General features: G+C 63.7%; 5 protein-coding genes. All 5 read right to left on the bottom strand.

The genetic code is table 11. The features are described 5' to 3' along the window. Window positions 1-10: 10 nt before the first annotated feature. The 5 genes from GNG27_RS17870 to GNG27_RS17850 all read right to left on the bottom strand — a co-directional run bounded on the left by GNG27_RS17870 (window position 11) and on the right by GNG27_RS17850 (window position 23,472). Window positions 11-2,203 carry a type I secretion system permease/ATPase gene (locus GNG27_RS17870; protein ID WP_142486793.1) on the bottom strand — a complete coding sequence of 731 codons (2,193 nt, stop codon included), beginning with the start codon at window positions 2,201-2,203 and terminating at the stop codon, window positions 11-13. Next, complete coding sequence (locus tag GNG27_RS17865) at window positions 2,200-3,600, bottom strand: TolC family outer membrane protein (protein WP_142486792.1); 1,401 nt, start codon at window positions 3,598-3,600, stop codon at window positions 2,200-2,202. The genes GNG27_RS17870 and GNG27_RS17865 overlap by 4 nt, the downstream gene beginning before the upstream one ends. A gap of 76 nt (window positions 3,601-3,676) precedes the next feature. Further along, window positions 3,677-15,904 (bottom strand): BapA/Bap/LapF family large adhesin, encoded by a 12,228-nt coding sequence (locus GNG27_RS17860; RefSeq protein WP_156264442.1) that lies wholly within the window; start codon window positions 15,902-15,904, stop codon window positions 3,677-3,679. Beyond that, complete coding sequence (locus GNG27_RS17855; RefSeq protein ID WP_156264441.1) at window positions 15,905-19,852, bottom strand: Ig-like domain-containing protein; 3,948 nt, start codon at window positions 19,850-19,852, stop codon at window positions 15,905-15,907. It abuts the gene before it with no gap. Window positions 19,853-20,673: 821 nt separating this feature from the next. Continuing rightward, on the bottom strand, window positions 20,674-23,472 hold the full coding sequence (locus tag GNG27_RS17850) for an Ig-like domain-containing protein (RefSeq protein WP_156264440.1): 2,799 nt from the start codon (window positions 23,470-23,472) through the stop codon (window positions 20,674-20,676). Window positions 23,473-23,989: the final 517 nt, after the last annotated feature.

Raw genomic sequence — 23,989 nt, 5'->3', positions numbered from 1 at the left:
CGCGGCGGCATCATGCTGATTGATTTTCATTTTTCCACTCCCGGCCATTCGCCTGCTGTTGCTGCTGCATCCGGCTGTTGCTCAGCGCCTGGGCTTTCGGCGCATCCATCACCAGCATTCCCTCTTTCAGCACCACCACGCGCTCCACCAGCTCCAGCATCGGCACCCGGTGGGTGGCGACGATCAGGGTCCGGTTGCCCAGCCACTGGCTCAGGCGCTGGATAAACTCGCGTTCGGTATGCTCATCCAGCGAGGCGGTAGGTTCGTCCAGCAGGACGACGTTGGGATCGCGCAGGAACATACGTGCCAGCAAAATCGACTGGCGCTGGCCGCCGGAGAGCCCAACGCCGTTCTCCATGATCGGATGGTCCAGTCCCTTCGCCAGCTTCTGCACAAAGGTGGCCGCCCCGCACATCTCCAGCACGGCAAAAATCTCTTCGTCGGTGGCGCGCGGCATCCCGAGGGTGATGTTTTCGCGCAGGGTGCCGTAAAACAGCCGCGCGTTCTGGCTCATCAGGCCGACGTTGCGGCGCACGTCCGCCATGTCGAGATGGGGCAGGCTGAGGTTGTCGAGCCGCAGCTCGCCGCCGACCAGATCCATACCGCCCACCATCGCCTGCAGCAGGGTCGATTTGCCCGCGCCGTTACGGCCCAGGATCGCCACGTGCTCGCCGGGTTTGATCTCCAGCCGGTTGATGCGCAGGGCCGGGTTTTGCGCGTCGCCCGCGTAGGCGAACTGCGCCTGATCGAACAGGTAGTGGCCGCGCAGCACGTCCTGGCGGATCGGCGTCTCTTCACGCTGGTTCTCGGTCGGCAGCTGCATGATGTTGTCCAGCCCCTCTTTGGCGGCCTTGACCTGCTGCCAGCGGGCCAGCACACCGCACAGGGTTGCCATCGGGGCGATCATCCGCGAGGCCAGCATCGAGGCGGCCACCACCGCACCGGTGGTCATCTCGCCTTCGATCACCATCGGGGCGCCCACCACAATCACCGCGGTGTAGACCAGGCTCTGAATGGTCATCCCCCAGCTGATGAGGCCCTGGGTCAGCTCGCGGGTCTTCAGGCCCGACTCGGCGGTGATCTGAACGTAGCTGTTCCACTGTTGCAGGAAGCGGTTCTCCGCCTGCATCAGCTTAATGTCCTCCAGGCCCTGCACGCTCTCCACCAGCACGGCGTTGCGCAGGGTCGATTCATGAGCCGCCTGCTTTGCCAGCGCCGCCAGCTTTTTCTGCAGCAGCAGGCCCGGGAGCACCATCAGCACTGCCGCCACCGGGGCGATCCACGCCAGCGACGGGGCGATGATCGCCAGTACCCCCACAAAGAGGAAGAAGAAGGGCAGGTCGACAATGGTGGAGATGGTCGAGGAGGTCACCATCTCGCGGATCTGCTCCAGCTCGCGCAGCTGGGAGATAAAGCTGCCGGTAGAGCGGGGCACCGCGCTGTTGCGCAGGCGCAGGGCATGGCCGAACACCCGGTCCGACACGCGCAGGTCAGCGCGTTTTCCCAGCAGGTCCATAATGTGGCTGCGGGCGAGACGCAGGATAAAGCCGAACAGGGTGGCGATGAGCACCCCAATGGTCAGCACGTACAGGGTAGGGTAGGACTGAGCCGGGATCACCCGGTCATAGACCTGCATCGAGAACAAAATCCCCGCCAGCGACAGCAGGTTGATGAACAGCGCCGCCAGCATCACGTAGGTGTAGGGGCGCAGGTCGCGCATCACCAGGCGGTAGAGCCAGTCCGGGCGGTACTTTGAGATATAGGCATCCACGCGGCTGTCTTTCAACGCCGCCAGCGGGCGCAGGGCCACCACCTGATGAATGGCCGGCAGCAGCTTCGCCAGCGAGATGCGGTTGGTCTGCGCCTTGCCGTCAAAGAAGCAGACGTCGAGCATGTCTTCGCCGTCGAAATGTTCAATCACCCCGATCTTGCCGTCGTTCAGCTCCACCACCACCGGCAGACGCCAGCTGTTGATGGACTCTTCGCCGTTGCTCAGCAGCCGAAAGGAGAGCCCTGCCTCGCGGGCCAGCCCGGTGAGGGCCGGGGTTTTGCTTTTCCCCTGCAGCCAGGGGGCACCGGCCACCAGCGCGCCCGGGGAGCAGGCCACCCGGTAGCGGGTGGCGACATAGCCAAACGCCTGCGCCCAGTGCTCCAGCGCCTCCTGCGTCAGTGGCTCCTCGTGAAGGATATCGTCTCGCGTCATGGCTGGATCTCCACTGACTGAATGGTGTGGTTTTCAAGGTCGAAGGCGTTGCGCATCCGCCCGGTGTTATACAGGCAGTTGATCTGCAGCTGATGCAGCTGTCCGGCGGTTTGCCACTGGGTAAAGCGAGTCTGGAAGACCTCCTGCTCGGCGTTCAGCACGTCCAGCAGCGGGCGGGAGCCGAGATCCAGATACTGCTGCTGATAGAGTTCGCGGGTGCGCTGGCTGAGGGTCTCCTGGCGGGACTGAATTTGCAGGGTGCTCATCAGGCTCATCACCTGGCTTTTGGACTCCAGCAGTTTCTGCCGCACATCCAGCCGGGTGCGCTGCACGTTGGACTGGGCCGCCTCCACCGCGTGGCTGGCGGCGTTGCGCCGGGCGCTCAGGCCGCCGCCCTGGTAGATGGGCATCTCGACGTTGACCGACACGTTGTACTGGGTTTTATCCAGGGTGTCGTGACCGGGGTAGCGATTGTTTATGTAGTGGCGAACCTCCGGCTCCAGCGAGACGGTGGGGGTCATCTGGGCGTTGGCGTAGTCGAGATTCGCCTGGGCCACGTTGGCCTGTGCCCAGGAAGAAAGCACCGCGGGCACCAGCCGGTCATCCGGCTCCTTGATGTCGCAGCTTTGGGCCAGTTTAGCCGGGAAGGCGTTGCTGACCGCGTTGAGGTTGCTCCAGCCGAGGTTGCTCATCAGCGTGGCGCGGGCGCTGTCGAGATTCGCCTGATACTGCATCAGCTGCGAGCGCGCCCCTTCGATACGGGCGTCGGTCTGCACCACGTCGGAGAGCGAGGTGGCCCCTTCGTCATTGCGCTGGCGCGTCAGCGTGCCGATGCTGCTCAGCGCCTCAAGCTGCTCTTCGGCGGTCTCCACCATCTGCTGCCACATCTGCACCTGCACCAGCGCGGTGGCGGTATCCCGGGCGATGGTATCAATGCTCAGCAGCACGTTGGCCTGCTGCTGTACCACGCCCGCGTCTTCGGCCCGCACCTGGCTGGCGACCTTGCCGAAGTCATAGAGCATCTGGGAGAGGGAGAGCACCACGGAGGGGGTAAAACCGGTGTCGCTGGAGTTATTGCTGTAGCCGTTGTTGATGCCGGCGCTGATCTGCGGGTAGTACTTCGATTTGGCGACGTCGACCTGCTGGATCTGTTCGTAGAGTTTGCCCACCGCTTCGCGAATGGTGGGGTGCCAGTTAACGGCGCGTGTCACCGCATCGCCCAGGGTTAAGGTGCCGGGCGCGGCCTGGCTTGTCGGCAGGGCGACCCGTCCATTCAGAGAGGGCAGCTCTTGGTTTTCGCTTAATTGCCCAAAATTAATGACCGCAGGCGAGTCGGCCGCCAGGGCGTGCCCGGACAACAGGCAGCACCCCAGCCACCAGCAAGGTACTTTGTTCATGGCATTATCCCTAAAAAACTGAACAACTTTATAATGTTAAGCCCGGGCGACGTGCGCCCGGGTCTTGTTATTAGCGCTATCCGGTGATGATGTGTTGTTGGTTAACCAGCTCCTCGTAGGTTGTCTGAACGTTATCCAATGTTACCAGTGTAGTATTGGTGTAAATATTTGCCGCTCCGTCTCGGTCGACGGAGATCACGGTATTGCCATTGCTGTTAGTGACATGCAGATAGTTACCCAGCGTTGCGCTGCTGCCGTTCCAGCCCACCAGCAGATCGCTGATGTCGATCTTGTCTCCCTGCGCCAGGGAGAAGTTGGTCCAGTGGTCGTTGCTGCCGTTGCCCGCCGTACCGTTGCCCGCCGTGTTGTTCAGCACCTCGTAAATCAGCGTGTCGCCATAGGCGCTACCGGTGAAGGTATCGCTATGCTCGGAGCTGACAAACTTCGGTGCCATGTCGATGGTCAGAGTCGCGGTATCGGTGGTGCCGTTATCGCCGGTCAGTTTGTAGTTAAAGGTCTCCTTCGTGGTCATCGAGGCCAGCGAGACGCCGCTGTTCAGGGTGTAGGTGTAATGCCCATCCACCCCGATGTTCAGCACGCCGTAATGCCCCTGAATGTTGGCGGTGGCCGTGGCGGTGGTGTACGGATCCAGGGTGGTGACGGTGCCGGTATAGCTGGTGATGCTCAGACGGCTGTCCACCGAATGGAGCTGATCCAGCACGCCGCCCGAATCCGAGCCGTCAAAGATATTGCCGGTGACGGTGTGGCCCGCGGTGGTCAGCTCACTGTTCAGGAACACGGTGGTACCGGTGACGTATGGCGTGATGGAGATCGCGCCTAACCCCAGCGGGCCCATAGACCCGGTAAAGTTCAGGGTGTAGGTCCCGGCATTCAGATCCAGATCCGGCAGGTTAATGGTGGCTGTGCCCCCCAGCAGCAGGCCGCCGTTGAAGGAACCGGTTCTGGTCACCCCTGCCCCGGTAATGGTCCAGTTCACGCTCAGGCCGCCCAGCGACAGCAGCGAGGCGACGTTGAAGTGGAGCACGACGTCGTGCAGGGCGGTGTTGGCCGCCACCTCAAACGTGCCGCTGCCCCGGCCTGAAGTAGAGGCCAGCAGGGCGGCGTTCCAGGTTGCGTTACCCACCGTATCATCACGATAGGCTGCAACCTGCGAGGTGGTTTCGAAGACCAGCGCATCGCTGACGTCACTGACCGCATCCAGCGCCACCGGCGTTGGGGTGATGTTCAGCGAGGCCGTGTCCTTATCGCCATTCGGTGCCGTCACGGTATAGACGAAGGTGTCCGGCGTGCTGATCAGGTCTGCGCCCACCCCGTTGCGCAGGGTATAGGTGTATTTCCCCTGTGCGTCGATCTCCAGGTCGCCGTACTGCCCTTCGATACGCGTGGTGCCGGTGGCGTTCACGTTAATACCGTTCACCTGGGTGACGAGCGTGCCGGCCGGCACCACGTCACTCTGCAACACGTCGCCGGTCGTGGCGGCGGCGATGCTGGAAACGGCATAAACATGATCTTCCAGGATGTTGATACTGTAGCCGGTCAGCACCGTGATCCCCGCCGCGGTGTTCATCAGGAACAGGTATTCACCCGCCGGCAGGGTCAGCGTCAGCGGTGCCGAGGTGCCGCCCAGCAGCGGCGCCCGCAGCCAGCCCGCCTCGGTGCGCATCCGTTCGTAGCTCTGGGTCGCCGGGTTGAACTTGTAGATATACAGGTCAAACACCGAGGCCAGCGCTACCCCACCAACGCTTCCCTGGATGGTCATGGTGCGGGTGGTGCCCTCCTCCACGCTGTACTTCATGGTTTCGCTGCGATCGTCCAGCAGGTTGAGGTTCAGCACGTTACCCAGGTTGACGCCCACCACGGTAAAGCCGCTCTGGCTCGATGGACCGTAGTCGATGGCCTGTACCTGCGTGTTGAAGGTCAGCGAGGCGGTGTCGTCCACCGCCGTGACGCTGTTTCGCACCGTGTTTTCACCGAGGGTGATGATCAGTCGGGCGTCGTCCGTGGCCCCTTTCCCGGCGATGTTGTAGGTGAAGGTATCGGTCCGGCCCAGCACCGTGGCGCGGGTGTCGGTCAGGGTGTAGGTATAGCTCCCGTCAGCGTGCAGGGTCAGGGTGCCGTACAGCCCGTTGATGGTGGTGCCCGCCGCGCCCGCCGCCACGTTGGTGGTGACGCCGTTAGCGTTGGTGACGCTGGTGACTACCGTGCCGTTCGGGGCGCTGTCGCTGCCGCTTACCGGATCGGTATCGGTGATGACGTTGCCGTTTTGCACCAGGGTACCGGTCAGGGTGCCCGCGGTGGTTTGCGTGACGTCCACATCAAGGCTGGTGTACGACCCGGTCGCCAGCAGGTTGGTGTTGTAGCTCAGGACGCGATACTGCCCGCCCGGCAGGCCGGTCAGGTTCAGGGTCACGCCGCTGGCGCCGAGGGTCAGCAGGTTAGCGAACTGCGGCAGGCCGGTATCTACCTCAGTGGTCCAGGTGGTGCCGTTCCAGCGTTGAACAACGATCTCCAGGGTGTTGAGCAGGGAGAGCACAATACCGGTGGCGCTGGCGTTGATCTCCATATCCGCGCTGCCGCCGGTAGGTACGGTGAAGGTCACCTGGGCGGAGTTATCCCCCAGCAGCGACAGCACGTTGCCGACGCCGCCTACCAGCTGGACGCCATAGTCGCTGTACTGGGCGGTGCTGACGGTGGCGTTAGTGGTCAGATCCAGCCCCACCACGTTGTCGCTGGCCGACAGCGGCAGGTTTGGCGCAATCACCGTCCCGGTGGCGGAGGTGTTACCCGCCGCATCGGTGGCAGAGAGGGTGATCCGCTCCCCTTCGGACTGCTTGTCGAGGAAGGTGTAGCTCCAGTTGCCCTGGGCGTTGGCGGTGGTGGTCACCACGCTGTTATCGCTCAGGAGCAGGGTGATGGTGCTGCCCGCTTCTGCGGTCCCGCTCAGCACGCTGCCGTCGGCGTTAAAGGTCCCCTGCGGCGTGCCCGGGGCGACGGTATCCACCACAATCGAGCTCAGCGGCGTGGCCGGGCTGGTGCCGACCGCGTTGCCCGCGGTGGCGGTAAAGGCGTGATTGCCATTACCCAGCGGCACGGTTGGGGTATACGTCCAGATCCCCGCGCTGTTGGTGGTCACCGTGGCTAACAGCACGTTGTTGTCATACAGGGTGATGGTGGAGAGCGGCTGCGCGGTCCCGGTCAGGGTTGGAGTGGTGTCGTCCGTGACTTGCCCGTTCAGCAGGTTGCCGATGATGCTGCCCGCGTTGTCGTTGACGCTGGTGATGACCGGTGGGTTCGGCACCAGCGAGTACGGCATTCTCAGATCCACCGACAGACCTGCGTTTCCGGCCCGGTCGGTGGCAAAGACGTGCAGCAGCTCGGCGTTAACCTGCGGCGTGGAGAGCGCAATGCTGAACCTCCCGCTGGCGTCGGCGATGCCGGTACCCAGCACCGTCACGTTGTCGGTGCCGAGAATGGTCACGGTGCTGCCCGCCTCGGCGGTACCGTTAACCCGGCCGCCGCTCTCGAGCACGGTGAAGGCGCCAGGCGCCCCCGGGGCGACGGTATCCACGGTGACCGACGCGATCGGTGAGGCCGCGCTGAGGTTGCCCGCCGCATCGGTGGCGGTAGCGGTGAAGTTATGCACCCCGTCGGTAAGAACGGTGGTGGTCTGCGGCAGGGTCCACTGACCCTGGGCGTTGGCCGTCACCTGGCCCACGAGGGTGGTGCCGTCGTAGATGCGCACCACGGCGTTGGCTTCGGCGGTGCCGTTGAGGGTCAGACGGTTGTCGTTGGTCGGATTGCCGCCGATCACCGGGCCCTGGATCGTGCCGACGTCATCCACCACCGAGGTGATGACCGGCGCGCCCGGAGCGGTGGCATCGAGGTTAAGGTTAAAGGCCGCGGTCGACAGACTGACGTTGCCCACCGCGTCGGTGGCGGTCACCGTCAGGGCGTGCTGGCCGTCGGCCAACGGCGTGGTTGGGGTAAAGCTCCAGGCGCTGTTGGCGTCGGCTACCACGCTGCCCAGCAGCAGATTGCCGTCATAGATGTTCACCGTCGAGCCCGCTTCCGCCGTGCCGTTGAGGGTCGGTCTGGCGTCGTTGGTCAGCTGGCCGCTGGTGAGCGACACCACTGTGCCGACATCATCCACCACCGAGACCAGCACCGGTACCGCTGGCGGCAGGGTATCCACCGTCAGGGTGAAGGTGGCGGACGGATCGCTGATGTTGCCTGCCGCATCCGTCGCCACCGCGGTGAAGTTGTGGGTGGCGTTGGTGAGCGGCGTGGTCAGCGGAATCGACCAGTTGCCGCTGCTGTCGGCGGTGGCGGTGCCCAGCAGCGTCTCGCCTTCAAAGATCTGCACCCGGGCATTCGGTTCGCTGGTGCCGGTGAGCACCGGCAGGGTGTCATCGGTGCGCTGACCGCTGGTCAGGGCGCCGGTGAGGGTGCCAGCGTCGTCCTGGGCCAGGGTGATGACCGGGGCGAGCGGTTTGAGGCTATCGACAATCACCGTGAAGCCCGCCGAGACCTCGCTGAGGTTGCCTGCCGCATCGCTGGCGCTGGCGGTGAAGATGTGGCTGCCGTTGCTCAGCGCGTTTTCCGGCGTGAAGCTCCACTCGCCAGCGGCGCTGGCCTGCACGCTGCCGAGGAAGACGCCATTGTCATAGACGGTGACCGTGGCGTTGGCGGCAGCGCTGCCCGACAGGGTTGGGGTGGTGTCGTCGGTGACCTGGCCGGAGACGGTGAGCGGGGTCTGGATCGGGCCCACGTTGTCGGCGGCCGCGAGGATGGTCGGTACGGCTGGTGCCTGGGTATCCACCGTCAGGGTAAAGGCCCCGCTGACAGGGCCGGTATTTCCGGCGAGATCGGTGGCGGTCAGGGTCACGCTGCGCAGCCCGTCCTCAAGGGCGGTTTCCGGCGTGAAGGTCCAGCTGCCCGTGGCGTTGACCACGGCGGTGCCGATCTCCTGTCCGTCAACGAGGATGCGAACCGTGGAGCCTGCTTCGCCGGTGCCGTTAAAGGTTGGACGGTTGTCGTCGGTGACGCCACCGTTGTTCACCGCACCGGTGAGGGTCCCGACATCATCCACCACGCCTGTCAGTACCGGAGCCAGCGGGGCGACGGTATCAACATTCAGCGAGAAGGCCGGGGAGGTGCCCGAGACGTTACCTGCGGCATCGGTGGCGCTGACGCGCAGTTCGTGCGGCCCCTGGGCCAGATCGCCGGTCGGGGTAAAGCGCCAGTTACCGCTGTCGTCCACCCGCGCGGTGCCGATCTCCTGGCCGTTATCCAGGATATGCACGGTGCTGCCCGCCACGCCGGTGCCGGTCAGTGCCGGACGGGCATCGTTGGTGAGCTGGCCGCTGGTCAGCGGGCCGGTATTGCCCGCCACGTCGTCATTAACGCTGACCAGCACCGGGGTGGCCGGTGGGGTCATGTCGACGGTCAGGGTGTACGCCCCGGAGGTCTGGCTGAGGTTGCCTGCGGTGTCGGTGGCGATGGCGGTAAAGCTGTGTTCGCCCTCTGCCAGTACCACCGTTGGGGTGAAGCTCCAGATCCCGCTGGCGTTGGCCAGCACGGTGCCGAGCAGTCTGCTGCCTTCATAGATGGCGACGCTGCTGCCTGCTTCCGCGCTGCCCGTCAGGGTCGGGGTGTTGTCGTTGGTGACGCCGCCGCTGACCACGTTGCCGGTGACCGGGTCGACGTCATCGTTGGCCCCGGTGATAACCGGCGCAGCGGCCACGGTATCCACCACCAGCGAGAACGGATCCGAGCGCAGGCTTTCGTTGCCGGCCGGATCGGTGGCGCTGAGGGTCAGGGTGTAAGTGCCGTCATCCAGCGCCTGAGGCAGGGTAAAGCTCCAGGCCCCGGTGGCGCTTACCGTGACGTTCCCCAGCAGGGTATCGCCGGAATACACATTAATCACATCCCCCGGCGTTGCCGTGCCGTTCAGGACCGGCTGGCTGTCATTGGTTGGTCTGCCGCTGACCACGGCCCCGGTGACGGTACCCACGTCATCCACCAGGGTGCCAAATACAGGCGCAGCCGGTGGCGTGAGATCGATATTTACCGTCGCCTCTGGCGACTGGCCGCTGGTCTGGCCGTCGACGGTGGCGGTCACGCTGAAGCTGTGGCTGCCTTCCCCGAGGGCGGAGACCGGGAACGACCAGGCGCCGGTGGTGGCATCGGCGGTGACGTTGCCCAGCGCCGTGGTGCTGCCGTCCAGATAAATCGTGACCATGCTGCCCGGGATCGCCGTACCGGTCAGGGTTGGGGTGGCATCGTTGGAGCTGCCGCCTTTGACGTTGACGCTGCCGCCGGTGCCGTTGTCATCAAGGATGGCAACGATAACCGGCACGTCCGGCAGCGCAGGCGTCGCCGGAACCTCAAAGGTGCCCGGGAGGCTGGTGTTGCCCGCCACGTCGCTGGCGGTCAGGCTGAGGGTCACCTCGCTGCTTTGCGGCGGGGTCAGGGCCACGGAGAACTGCCCCTGGGCGTTGGTGACGCCGGTGCCGAGCACCACGTTGTCCGGGCCACGTACTGTGATGATGGAGCCCGCTTCTGCGGTGCCAATCAGCGGCGTACCGCCGGAGACGATGTCGGTCACCGCTGGCGTACCCGGCGCCTGGGTATCAACGATCAGGTTCACCGGCGCGCTTTGGCTGGTATTGCCCGCGGCATCGTTCGCCACCAGGGTGACGGTGTGCGGGCTATCGGACAGCGGCGTACTGCCCGGGATCGGCAGCGTCCACTGTCCCTGGGCGTTGGTCTGTACCTGACCCAGAGACTGGCCGTCGACCAGGACGGTGATGGTGCTCAGCGGCTCGCCGGAGCCGCTGAGGGTCGGGGTGCTGCTGTTGGCGTAGAGCTGGCCCCCGGCCAGGGTACTGTTGGAGATATCCAGCAGCTGCGGGATCGCTGGCGGCACGGTATCGATGGTGAAGGCAAAGTTACTGCCCGCCTCGCTGACGTTCCCGGCGGCATCCATCGCCGCCACGGTCAGGGTGGTCGCGCCATCCCTCAGTACCGGCGTGGTGATGGTCCAGCTGCCGTTGCTGACGAGGCCGCGGCCCACTTCGATGCCATTGCTGTAGAGGATCACGGTGGTGCCGTTCTCCCCGGTGCCGGTGACGGTCGGGGTGGTATCGTTGGTGCTGCCGCCCGCCGCGATGTTGCCGGTGACCGGCCCGACGTTGTCAGTCACGCTACTGATAACCGGGATCGCCGGCACGAGGCTGTCGACGGTCACGGTCATGGCGTCCGACACGTCCGAGACGTTGCCGGCCCGGTCGGTGGCGGTGAGGGTAAAGCTGTGCGACCCCTCCGCCAGCGGCGTCTCTGAACGCCACGTCCAGTTGCCGTTGATGTCCACTACCGCTTCGCCCACCAGCACGTTGCCGGTGATGGTCTGGTCGTAGATGCTGATGGTGTCATCCGGCGTGCCTGTGCCCGTCAGTACCGGACGGGTGTCGTTGGTGGCACCGTTGTTGCCCACCGGGCCGGTAATGTCGCTGACGTTATCGGTCACCACCGGCAGCCCCGGCGCGTCCGGGGCCTCGGTATCGATGATGATGGTTATCGGATTCGACGGGGCGCTCTCGTTGCCCGCGCCGTCGCTGCTGGTCACGATCAGGACGAGGTTATAGGTCCCATTCGGCAGATCCGCTGGCGGCGTCCAGGTCCAGGTCCCGCCAGGCTGAACGGTGGTTTCGCCGATTTGGGTGGTGCCGTCGTAGATGGTAACGATATCCCCTTCATTCCCGGTGCCGCTCAGGGTTGGGGTGGTATCGCGGGTGCTGTCCCCGCCGGTGAGGGCTGTCTCTTCGTCGCCGTCAGGGTTGACGGTGATGTCCGGGATACCCGGTGTGGCAGGAGGAACGTTATCCACCACCAGGTTAAAGGTGCCGGAGGTAGCGGTGTTGCCTGCCGCATCGCTGACCGTCGCGGTCAGGGCGTGCGTGCCGTTACCCAGCGGAGTCGTCAGCTGCACGCTCCATGCCCCCGTCGGGCTGGTGGTGGCGGTGCCGAGCAGGGTGGTGCCTTCATAGAGGCTAATCTGCGCGTTGGCCGGGCCTGTCCCCTGGATCAGCGGCAGGGTTTCGTCTGTCGGCTGGTTGCTGACCACGTCGCCTGTGACGGTGCCGGTGTTGTCCACGGCCAGGGTGATGACCGGGGCGGCCGGCGGTACGGTATCAATGGTGACGTTAAAGGCCGCAGACGGCAGGCCGGTATTACCGGCGGCATCCGTTGCCACCACGGTGATAGCGCGTAGCCCTTCGGCGAGGGCGGTCTCTGGCGTGAAGGTCCACGCGCCACCCGCGCCCACCACGGCGGTGCCCACTTCCACGCCATCCACCCGAATGCTGAGGGTGGCGCCCGCTTCCCCGGTGCCGTTCAGGGTCGGACGGCTGTCGTTGGTGGCGGTGTTGTTAGCGATGGCTACCGGGCTGCCGGAGAGATCGTTGATCGCGTTGACGATCGTCGGGGCGTCCGGGGCGGTGGCATCGACCACGATGCTCCAGCTGTTGGACGCGGCGCTGCTATTGCCCGCGGTGTCCACGGATTGTGCCGTCAGGACGTGGCCGCCGTCAGGCAGGGCGGTGGTGAGCTGGATCTCCCAGGTGCCTTCCGCGCTGACCTGCGTAGTGCCGACCAGATCCGAGCCGCTGTAAAGCTGGATAGTGGCATTGGCAGGGCCGGTGCCGCGGATCAGCGGGGTCGCATCGTTGGTGGTCTGTCCGTCGGTGATGGTGCCGGTGACGGCGGTCACGTTATCCACCACGTCGGTAATGATCGGAACGGCCGGAGGCGTGGTGTCAGGCGCCACGAACTGGCCTTCTGCGCCACTATTCCCGGCGCTGTCGGTAGCGGTGGCCGTCAGCAGTTCCCCGTTCGCTTTCGGCGTGGTGAGGGTAATGGAGAAGCTGCCGGCGTCATTGACGACCCCGGTGCCGATCACCGTGTTGCCATCGCGCACGGTGATGGTGCTGCCCGCTTCCCCGCGGCCGGTGAGGGTGTTGCCGTTATTGAGGATAGTGAAGCTGTCCGGAGCCCCCGGAGCGATGGTGTCGACGGTAATCGAGGTCACCGGCGACGCCGCGCTGAGGTTGCCCGCCGCATCGGTGGCGGTAGCGGTGAAGTTATGCTCCCCGTCTTCGAGGGCGATGCTGGTTTGATCCAGCGTCCACTGGCCCTCGGCGTTAGCGGTTGTCTCGCCCACCAGGGTCTCGCCGTCGTAGATGCGAACAGTTGCGCCTGCTTCGGCGGTGCCGTTGAGGGTTGGACGGGTGTCGTTGGTCGGGTTGCCGTTGAGCACTGGCCCCTGCGCCGAACCGGTGTCATCCACCACCGAGGTGATGGCTGGCGCGACCGGGGCGGTGGCATCGACGTTGATCACGAAACCGCTGGTTGCCGGGCTGACGTTGCCCGCCGCGTCGGTAGTGGTCACCGTCAGGGTATGTTCCCCGTCGGCCAGCGGGCTCTGCGGGGTAAAGGTCCAGGCGTTGTTCGCCCCGACGGTGGCGCTGCCCAGCAGGGTAGTGCCGTCGTACACGTTCACCGTGGTGCCCGCTTCCGCCGTGCCGCTGAGGGTCGGCCTGGCGTCGTTGGTCAGCTGGCCGCTGGTGAGGGCCACTTCGGTGCCGACATCGTCAAGAACCGAGACCAGCACCGGGGCGACAGGTACCAGCGTATCCACCGTCAGGGTGAAGGTGGCGGACGGATCGCTGGCGTTGCCTGCGGCATCGATCGCCACGGCCGTGAAGCTGTGCAGGGCATCGCTGAGCTGCGTGTCCAGCTCGATCGACCAGTTACCGTTGCTGTCTGCCTGGCCTTCGCCAAGCAGGGTCTCACCTTCAAAAATCCGCACAAGGGCGTTCGGTTCGCTGGTGCCAGTGAGCACCGGCTGCGGGTCGTTGGTGGTGCGGCCGCTGGTGAGCGGGCCGGTCACCGGGCCGACGTCGTCAATCGCCAGGGCGATCGTTGGCGGGATTGGTTTCAGGGTATCGACGATCAGGGTGAAGCCCGGCGAGGTTTCGCTGAGGTTGCCCGCCGCATCACGGGCGGTGGTGGTGAAGGTGTGGCTGCCGCCGGTCAGGGCGTTGTCCGGCGTCCAGCTCCAGCTGCCGGTTTCGGTGGCCTGTACGGTGCCGACGAGGGCTCCGTTGTCGTAAATCGCCACCGTGGCGTTGGCTTCGGCCTGGCCGGTCAGCGTTGGCGTAGCGTCATCGGTAGCCTGGCCGGAGGTGGTGATCGGATCCTGAAGGGGGCCCACGTTATCACTGATGGCGGTCAGCGTTGGTGCCGCCGGGGCCAGGGTATCCACCGTCAGGATAAACGGATCGCTGGCAGGCCCGGTGTTCCCGGCGGTGTCGGTGGCGGTAAAGCGGATGCTGCGTGTGCCTTCATCCAGCGCCGTTTCCGGGGTGAAGGTCCAGCTGCCCGAGGCGTTAACCACCGCGGTGCCGATCTCCAGCTCGTCGACAATGATGTGGATGGTGGCCCCAACTTCGCCGCTGCCGGTCAGGGTTGGCTGCGCGTCGTTGGTGGTATCGCCGCTGTTCAGGGTGGTAGTCGCGGTGCCGACATCATCCACAGCAGTAAGCAGGATCGGTGCCTGCGGGGCGGTGGTGTCGATATTCAGCGAGAACGCTGGCGAGGTGCCGGAGACGTTGCCCGCGGCATCGGTGGCGCTGACGCGCAGATCGTGCGGCCCCTGAGCCAGATCGCTGGTCGGGGTAAAGCTCCAGCTGCCGCTGGCGCTGACCAGCGCGGTGCCGATCTCGATACCGTTATCCAGGATGTGGACAGTGCTACCCGCCACGCCGGTACCGGTCAGTTCCGGACGCACATCGTTAGTCACTTGCCCGTTAGTCAGCGGGCCGGTATTGCCCGCCACGTCGTCGTTGATGCTGCTGATCACCGGGATGGCCGGTGGGGTCATGTCGACGGTCAGGATATACGCCCCGGAGATCGGGCTGACGTTGCCCGCGCTATCGGTGGCGACGGCGGTAAAGACGTGCTGACCTTCCGCCAGCACGGTGGTCGGGGTGAAGCTCCATGCACCCGTGTCGCTGGCGGTGACGGTGCCAATCAGCTTAATGCCGTCGTAGATAGCGACGCTGCTGTTGGCTTCTGCGGTGCCCGACAGGGTCGGGGTGTTGTCGTTGGTGCTGCCGCCGTTGGCGACGTTGCCGGTGACCGGGCCCGCATCATCGTTGGCCCCGGTGATGACCGCTTCGCCCGCGGTGGTATCCACCACCAGAGAGAACGGCGCCGAACGCGGGCTTTCGTTCCCAGCCGGATCGGTGGCGCTGAGGGTCAGGGCGTAGGTGCCATCATCCAGCGGTTCGGTCAGGGTAATGCTCCAGGCCCCGGTGTTGCCCACCGTGGCGGTGCCGATCAGGGTATCGTCCGCGTAAAGGCGGATCACATCTCCCGGCGTGGCCGTGCCGCTGAAGGTTGGCTGGTCATCGTTGGTCGGGCTGCCGCTGACCACCGTACCGGACAGCGGGCCCACGTCGTCCACCACGGCACCAAAGGCCGGAGCCTGCGGCGGGGTGAGATCGATATTGACCGTCGCCGCCGGTGACTGGCCGCTGGTCTGGTCCTGGAAGGTGGTGGTCACGCTGAAGCTGTGGCTGCCTTCAGCCAGGGCGGCTACCGGGTACGACCAGGCACCGGTCGTGGCGTCGGCGGTGACGTTGCCCAGCGCCGTGGTGCTGCCGTCCAGGTAAATCGTGACCAGACTGCCCGGGATTGCCGTACCGGTGAGGGTCGGGGTGGTGTCGTTAGAGCTGCCGCCTTTGACGTTGACGTTGCCGTCGGTGCCGTTGTCATCAAGGATGGCGTCGATTGTCGGCACGGCTGGCAGCGCAGGCGTCTGCGGAACCTCGTACGTCGTCGCCGGGTCGCTGGCGTTGCCCGCCACGTCGGTGGCGGTCAGTGTGAGGGTGACCGCATCGCTTTGCGGCGGGGTCAGGGCGATGGAGAACTGCCCCTGGGCGTTGGTCACGCCGGTCCCCAGCACCACGTCACCCGGGCCACGGACCGTAATGGTGGAGCCCGGTTCGGCGGTGCCGTTCAGCGGCGTGCCGCCGGAGACGACCCCGGTGACCAGTGGCGCATCCGGTGCGTCAGTGTCGATCACCACGCTAACCGGGCTGCTTTCGCTGGTATTACCCGCCGCGTCGCTCGCCACCAGGGTGATGGTGTGGGTGTCATCCGGCAGTTCAGTGCCGGCCGGCAGCGGGAAGGTCCACTGCCCTTGCTCGTCGACCTGCACCTAGCCGAGCGAAGTGCCGTCAACCGAGACGGTGATGGTGCTCAGCGGCTCCCCGGTGCCGCTCAGGGTCGGGGTACTGCTGTTGGCGTACAGCGTGCCGTTGGTGAGGGTGCTGTCAGAGATATCCAGCAGCTGCGGGTTGCCCGGCGGCACGGTATCGATGGTGAGGGCAAAGTCGCTTCCGGTGCCGCTGACGTTCCCGGCGGCATCCAGCGCCGCCACCGTCAGGGTGGTCGGGCCGTCATTCAGCGCTGGCGTGGTGATGGACCAGCTGCCGTTGGTGACCAGGCCGCGTCCCACCTCGACGCCGTTGCTGTAGAGGATCACCGTAGTGCCGTTTTCGCCGGTCCCGGTGACGGTTGGGGTGGTGTCGTTGGTGCTGCTGCCCGCGGCAAGGGTGTCATTCACGCTGGCGATCGTCGGGATCTCCGGCGCCTGGCTATCAACGGTCACGGTGATGGTGTCCGAGACCACCGAGGCGTTGCCCGCCGGGTCGGTGGCGACAACGGTAAAGCCGTGCGTCCCCTGGGCCAGCGGCTCATCGGCGCGCCAGGTCCAGTTGCCGTTGATGTCGACCACCACTTCGCCCACCAGTACGTTGCCGGTCGCGGTCTGGTCGTAGATGCCGATCACGTCATCCGGCGTGCCGGTGCCGCTCAGCACCGGACGGGTGTCGTTGGTGGCACCGTTGTTGCCCACCGGGCCGGTGATTTCGCTGACGTTATCGGTGACCACCGGCACATCAGGTTGATCCGGCGCTTCGGTATCAATGGTGATGGACACCGGTTGCGACGGGGCGCTTTCGTTGCCCGCGCCGTCTTTGTTGGTCACGGTCAGGCTGAGATCGTAGGTGCCATTTGGCAGACCTGCTGGCGGGGTCCAGGTCCAGTTGCCGCCCGGCGGAATAGTGGTTTCCCCGATTTTGGTGGTGCCGTCGTAGATGGTGACGATATCGCCTTCCGTACCGGTGCCGCTCAGGGTTGGGGTAGTGTCGCGGGTGCTGCCCCCGGAGGTGAGGGTCTCTTCCGTGCCGCCCTCAGGATTGACGGTGATCGCCGGGATGCCCGGCGTGCCCGGGGCCAGGGTATCGACCACCAGATTAAAGCTGTCAGAGGTGGCGATGTTGCCCACCGCATCGCTGACGGAGGCGGTCAGGACATGGGTGCCGTTACCGAGCGGGGTGCCGAGCTGAAGGCTCCAGACGCCATCCCCATTGCTGGTGGTGGTGCCGAGCAGGGTGGTGCCTTCGTAGATGCTGATCTGCGAGTTCGCCGGACCCGTCCCCTCGATCACCGGCCGGGTTTCATCGGTTGGCACATTGCTGGTCACGTCACCTGTGATGCTGCCGGTGTTGTCCACGACCTTGGTAATCACCGGGACATCCGGTGCCACGGTATCAATGGTCAGGGTAAAGGTTCCGGAGGCGGGGCTGCTGTTCCCGGCTGCATCCTTCGCCACCGTGGTGATCTCATGCAAACCATCCTCGAGGGCGGCGTCAGGCGTGAAGATCCACTCCCCGCCGATGCCGACCTGCGCGGTGCCGACCTCCACGCCATCCACCAGAATGCTGATGGTCGAACCTGCTTCACCCGTGCCGTACAGGGTCGGGCGGTTGTCATTGGTGGTGCTGTTGTCAGCGATGACTACCGCGGTCTCAGGCAGATCGTTGATCGCCTGGACGATCGCCGGGGTGGCCGGTGGGGTGGCATCAAGAATGAAGCTCCAGCTGTTGGAAGATTCGCTGAGGTTGCCTTTGCCGTCCACGGCTTGTGCCGTCAGGACATAGCCGCCGTCGCCGCTCAGCGCCAGCTCGGTGGACCAGTTGCCGTCGGCACCCACTTCGGCGGAACCCACCAGGATCTCGCCGTTGTAGATATTAATGGTCGCACCCGGCTCGCCGGTACCGGTGATTAGCGGCCGGGTGTCATTGGTAACCTGCCCGTCAAGGATCGCGCCGGTGCCAGCCTCCACGTCATCCACCATGCTGGTGATGACCGGGGCCTGCGGCGGAGTCACGTCCGGGGCGGTAACGCTGGCTTCCGGCCCGGTATTGCCCGCTGGGTCGGTGGCGGTAACCGCCAGGTCCTCCCCGTTCCGGCGCGGGGTGGTGAGGATAATTTCGAAGCTGCCGTCAGGGCCGGCGACGCCTCCGCCGATCACGTCGTCGCCATCGCGAACGGTAACGGTGCTGCCCGCTTCCGCCTTCCCGGTGACGGTGGCGCCGTCCGCAGAGATCTGAAGATCGGTTGGCGCATCAGGCGGGGTGATATCACTCACCACGGCGGTCGCTGGCTGGCTCGGGTTCCCGGCGGCATCAGAGGCGACCACGGTGAAGGTATCTCCCACGGCTTGCGCTTCCTTGAGGTCAACGCTGAACTGGCCGCGAGCGTCGGCCGTGCCGCTGCCAATCACCGTGCCGAGCGAGTTGAAGATGGTGATGGTGCTGCCTGGCTCGGCGGTGCCGATGACCTGGTTGCCGTTAGGGATTTGAGTGATGGTCGGCTGGTCCGGCGGCGTGCGGTCAATGGTAAAGTCAAATGAGGCGGAAGGCGCGCTGGTGTTGCCCGCCAGATCGGTCTCCGTCAGGGTGATGGCGTGTGCGCCATCGGCAAGCGGCGTCTCTGGCGTAAAGGACCATTTGCCGTCGGTGCCGACGGTTGCCTGGCCCACGGGCTGGCCGTTGTCATAAATCGTGATGGTGCTGCCCACTTCGCCCGTGCCGCTGAGGGCAGGGCGGTTGTCATCGGTGCTTTGCCCGGCGGTCACCACGCCCTGTTGCGTGCCGGTGGTGTCACTGACCGTCACGCCGGAAGGGGCGTTCGGAGCAATGGTATCGACGGTGATGCTGAATGCCGGGGATGCCGGTCCGGTGTTGCCCGTGCCGTCGGTGGCCCGGGTGGTGATTTGGTGCGCCCCTTCGCCCAGCGCGGTGGCCGGGGTGAAGCTCCAGCTGCCGTCGCCGTTGACCCGCGCGGTGCCGATGGCGGTGCCGTTGTCGTAAATCGTGATGGTGCTGCCTGCCTCGCCGCTGCCGCTAAAGGTCGGGCGGGCGTCATCGGTCGTCTGGCCGCTGGTGAGCGACCCGGTTACGCTGCCCACATCGTCGGCAACGGTGTTGATGACCGGGGCCTCCGGCGGGGTGGTATCGGCGGCGGTCACCGGGGTGCCTGGACCGACGTTGCCGGCACCGTCGGTGGGTGTCGCGGTCAGGGTTTCACCGTTAGTGTACGGCTTGTCCAAATCGACGGTGAACTCACCGTTGCTGTTGGTCTGGCCTCTGCCGACCACGTTGCCGTTGGCATCGGTGATGGTGATGCTGCTGTTGGCTTCGGCGCTCCCGCTAAGTTGCGTGCCATCTGCTGAGAATTTGAGGTTGCCGGGCGCGCCCGGAGGAGTGGTGTCGTTCGGGTCGGTGCCCGGCAGCGGCGGGTTAGTACCATTGCCGCCGTCACTGCCGCCGTCACTGCCGCCGTCACCACCACCGCCATTGCTGCTGTCCCCGTCGCTCCCGCCGCCGCCACCGCCACCGCCGCCACCTGCGGCCAGCGCAATGCCGCCTGCCACCGCCACGCCACCCAGGGCCCAGGGCCAGATCGCCGCCTCACCTGCCGACGCGGTAGTGGTGCCTGCCAGCAGGACATCAAGAGAGGCGATTGACTGGTAGCTCTCTGCCGCGATGGGATCGGCAATCCACCACAAGGCGCCGTTATCCTCCTGCAGCACCAGCTGGCTGATACCCTGCTCACCGCTGACGAAGAAATTTTTGAGTGTCAGGGTTTCGCCGTCGGCCAGCTTAACGATCAGGTCGTTACCGCTGCGTTCATAGTCGAGAATGTCGGCGCGTTCGGCGTTGATCTTAACGATGGAGGAGTCATTCAGCGTAACCTGAGACCCGTCTGTTACCGTTTCCTTGTGCGTCAGTTTGGAGATGACAGTGATTTTACTCATGTGTATTACTCCCGGCAGAGTGCAATGAAATGGCGAGCGATTCAGGCCATTTCTATTGAGCGGATTGAGCGCCACCCGTAGGGAAACTGTTTATTTACAACAATGACCCAGGGTAATTATTTAAAAGTTATTAATAGCTGCCGATAAAGCGATGGTGGCAGCGACATTTTGCCCTTGGTATTCAGGGGGGTAAGGCGATAGGGAATATATTTCTCGGCGGTAAAATCCTTGTCTTTAATATTGGTAACAATTTCGGATTGACTAAATTTGATATAGCCAGAAAGTACTAAAAGTGCAAATTAAGCACCGGTTAATAAAGGGTTAGCGTTGTTGAAGAGGTTATTTCTGCGCGGGTGTTGTTCGTGGGTCCAGGCGGGGTGCGGGCTGGCAGGGGTGGCGAAGCGCGGGGCACAGGCGTTTATTTTAGCGTTAATTTAATGGGTTAGGAATAATCTGGATGTGCAAAACGGGCGGATTTATATTTTAGCGGCGCTGTGTAAATAATTAAGTCACAGTAAAAGAGATATTGAATATGATATATTCCTTGCTGCTTTTTAATATTAATATACTGGTTTGCATTATTAAAATGATCTGCTATTTAGAGCATCGTTTAAGTTAAGGCAATAATGGTATTTGGTAGAAAAAATATTATGGTGGGAAGGTCACAATATTAATGGCATTAAGTTTGGGGTTATTTCAGGTATTTTGACGTTGTAGGCCGGGTAAGGCGTAGCCGCCACCCGGCGATGTTGCAGGCGTGCGGTCTGATTGCCCGGCGGCGCTACGCTTGCCGGGCCTACAAGGTCAAAGGCCGTGCCTGGCTAACCGGTAATGATGTGGTTCTGGTTTACCAGCTCCTCCCAGGTGGTCTGAACGTCATCCAGCGTCACCAGGGTCGCTGGCGTATAACCGGTGTCAGCCCCGTCCCGGTCGATGCCGATCACCGTGTTGCCATCACTGTTGCTGACCTGGATATAATCCCCCAGCGTGGCGCGATCGCCGTTCCAGCCCACCAGCAGTTCGCTGATGTCGATTTTATCTCCCGCCGTCAGCGAGAAGTTGCTGACGTGGTCTCCGCCGGTTTCACTGAGCACGTTATAGATCAAGGTTTCGCCCGTGGTACTGGCGCTCAGGGTGCTGACTACCGGCTCCTCGCTCTGGGCGAATGCCGCGGTTGCCACCGTTGCGGGCGGCGGGTTCGGGGCAGCCGGGTCGACGTTAATCGACCAGATATCGGACTTATCACTGTGATTGTTGCGACGGTCAACGGCGTCTGCGGTCAGGGTGTGAGGTCCGTCCGTCAGACTGGCCGGAACCTGGAACGACCAATGGCCCGTAGAATCGACCTGCGTCATCCCGATCTGGATATTCTGGCTGTAGATAAAGATGGTCGTGTCGAGCTCACCGGTGCCGGAGATAAGCGGGGTGCGGTCGTCGGTGAGCGACCCGCTGACGATAGTGCCGACAGTGGAGGGGACGTCATCCCTCACGTCGGTAATGATCGGTATGGCCGGAGGAGTAACATCCCTGGCTTCTATCGAACTGACATCGCTGGTGTTGCCCGCGTGATCGGTGGCGGTCAGGCTCATGAGCTCACCGTTCAGCCTGGCGGTGGCCATCGTGAAGGAGAAGCGGCCTGATTCGCCAACCACCACTTGATCGAGCTTGGTGGTGCCTTCCATAAGGACCACGGTGCTGCCCACTTCCGCGGCGCCGGTGAGCGTCACGTCATCGGCCGCGATCGCCAGTTCCGCAGGGGCGTCCGGAGGCGTGGAGTCCGTGGCGGTGGCCTGGCCTGGCTCGCTTTTGTTCTCCGAAGCATCAGTGGCATACACCGTCAGCACTTCACCGTTGAGCTGGTTGGGGGTGATGCTGACGGTAAACTTACCGTCGAGGCCCACGGTCCCGGTGCCGAGAGTCGCACCCGTAGCGTCTAAAACGGTGATTTGCGCTCCGGCTTCGGCTGTACCGCTCACGCTGTCGCCCGTTGCGGCCACCACAAGGTCGGCCGGTGCCGCCGGTGCGGTGACGTCCCGGGCAATCACTTCGGCCGCAGGGCCCTCGTTACCCGCTCTGTCGGTGGCCGCCGCGCTCAGCGTCTCACCGTTAAGCTGAGCCGCGTTCAGGGTAACGGAAAACGCCCCACTGGCATCCGCGACTGCCGTGCCTAAGGTGACGCCCAGATCGTTGCTGACCGTGACGGTCGAGTTGGCTTCCGCCGTACCGGTGAGGAGGGTCCCTTCGGTATTGAGCACCAGACCGGTGGGGGCAGGCGGTGGCGTACGGTCGATGGTAAATTCAAACGGCGCGGAGACGGCGCTCAGGTTACCCGCCAGATCGGTCTCCGTCAGGGTGATGCTGTGCAGCCCATCCGTCAGGGCCACTGGCGGGGTGTAGCTCCAGGTGCCTTTGTCGTCGACGACCACTTCCGTCACCAGCAGGCCGTTGTCATAGATCGCGATGGTGCTGCCCGGATCGCCCGAGCCGCCAAGCTCGGGCTGGTTATCATCGGTAAAGCCACCGTTAGTGAGCAGACCCTGAAGGGTGCCCTCGTCGTCCGTCACTTCCAGCACCGGCGCATTCGGGGCGAGGGTGTCAATGGTGAGGTTAAACTCCTCCGAGTCCGGGCTGACGTTGCCCGCGGCGTCGGTGGAGGTGGCGGTGAACTGGTGGAAGCCGTCAGCGAGATTGGCGCTGGGGGTGAAGGTCCAGCTGCCGTCGCTGTTCACCACCGTGGTGCCGATGGACTTACCGTTGTCGTAAAGAGTGACGGTGGTCCCGGCCTCGCCGCTGCCGCTGAAGACCGGGCGGGGATCGTCGGTGGTCTGGTCGCTGTTGAGCGCGCCGGTCAGGCTGCCGGCAGCATCGTCCGCGAGAATAATCATCGGCGTATCCGGCGCGGTGGTATCCGCGGCGGTAATGCTATTCGACGGGCTGACGTTGCCGGAGCTGTCGTTGGCGACAGCCGTCAGGGTCTCGCCGTTGGTATAGGGAATGCCCAGCTCAACGGTAAAGTCGCCATTGCCGTTGGTTTTCGCCTTGCCCACCACGTTACCGCTGGCATCGGTGATGGTAACCGTGCTGTTGGCCTCGGCATTACCGAGCAGCTGAGTACTGTCTGAGGAGAAACGCAGATTGGTTGGGGCGGCTGGTGGCGTGGTATCGAGCGGTACCGGGCCGGGATCGATACGGTCGCTACCCCCGCCGCCGCCGCCGCCGCCGCCAGCCGCCAGGGCAATGCCGCCTGCCGCCGCCACGCCACCCAGCACCCACGGCCAGATTGGGGTATCCCCGGATGAATTACTGACGTTGCCCGCAATCAGGGCATCGGTTGAGGGGATCGACTGATAACGCTCAACCGCGAGCGGATCGTCAATCCACCACAGGGCGCCGTTTTCATCCAGCACCAGCTGGTGGTTGTTGGCGAAGTAGTTTTTCAGCGTCACGGTTTCGCCGTTGGTCATCCTGACCAGCAGATCGCTGTTGCTGCGGGAATAGCTGGCGATATCACCCCGGCCGGCCTGAAGCTTCACGACGGAATCTTCGCCCAGTATGATCTGGTTTCCTTCGGCTACCGTTTCTTTATGCGTCAGTCTGGAGATGACAGTGAATTTACTCATGTGTATTACTCCCAACAGAGTGAAAGAAATGCTGTGTGTTTAAATTCATTTGTTATCAGCAGATTTTAAGCGCCCCGAAAGAGGCACTATTTGTCAGAAATAGTGACCTGCTGAAATGTTTTTAAAGCGGCTCATGCCAGGCGTGATGTTTGCCATCCCTGTTATTAATATTACGATCGTCTCATTAATGCTTAAAAATGATATAGCCAGAAAGCACTATAAGCGCAAATGACGAAGCGGTGAAACGAATTATAAGCGAGAAATAACGGGCTTGTAGTCTGATTAAAAGTGCCTGGCAGGAGGTGGTTTGAGGCGGGGCCTTATGGTATGCGGGATGGCGACCTGCTGGGCCTGTTTATTATGGCTGGGTAAAGGTTATGGAAATTGAGGTCTGTCACAATTTATCGCGATAAACGTGCTGCCGGGTGATGTTTATTAACTGCGTATTATGAAATATGAATATTTATTATTTTCGGGATTGTATTTTTTGTTGTGGGGTTTATTAGTTCAGATAGTG

The organism is Leclercia sp. 119287 (genome assembly GCF_009734485.1).
Lineage (GTDB): Bacteria > Pseudomonadota > Gammaproteobacteria > Enterobacterales > Enterobacteriaceae > Enterobacter > Enterobacter adecarboxylatus_C.
This window is presented reverse-complemented; position numbering and strand designations above follow the sequence as displayed.

Coding starts and splice junctions, on each gene's coding strand:
- GNG27_RS17870 (WP_142486793.1), bottom strand. CDS start 2,203: ATGACGCGAGACGATATCCTTCACGAGGAGCCACTGACGCAGGAGGCG.
- GNG27_RS17865 (WP_142486792.1), bottom strand. CDS start 3,600: ATGAACAAAGTACCTTGCTGGTGGCTGGGGTGCTGCCTGTTGTCCGGG.
- GNG27_RS17855 (WP_156264441.1), bottom strand. CDS start 19,852: ATGAGTAAAATCACTGTCATCTCCAAACTGACGCACAAGGAAACGGTA.
- GNG27_RS17850 (WP_156264440.1), bottom strand. CDS start 23,472: ATGAGTAAATTCACTGTCATCTCCAGACTGACGCATAAAGAAACGGTA.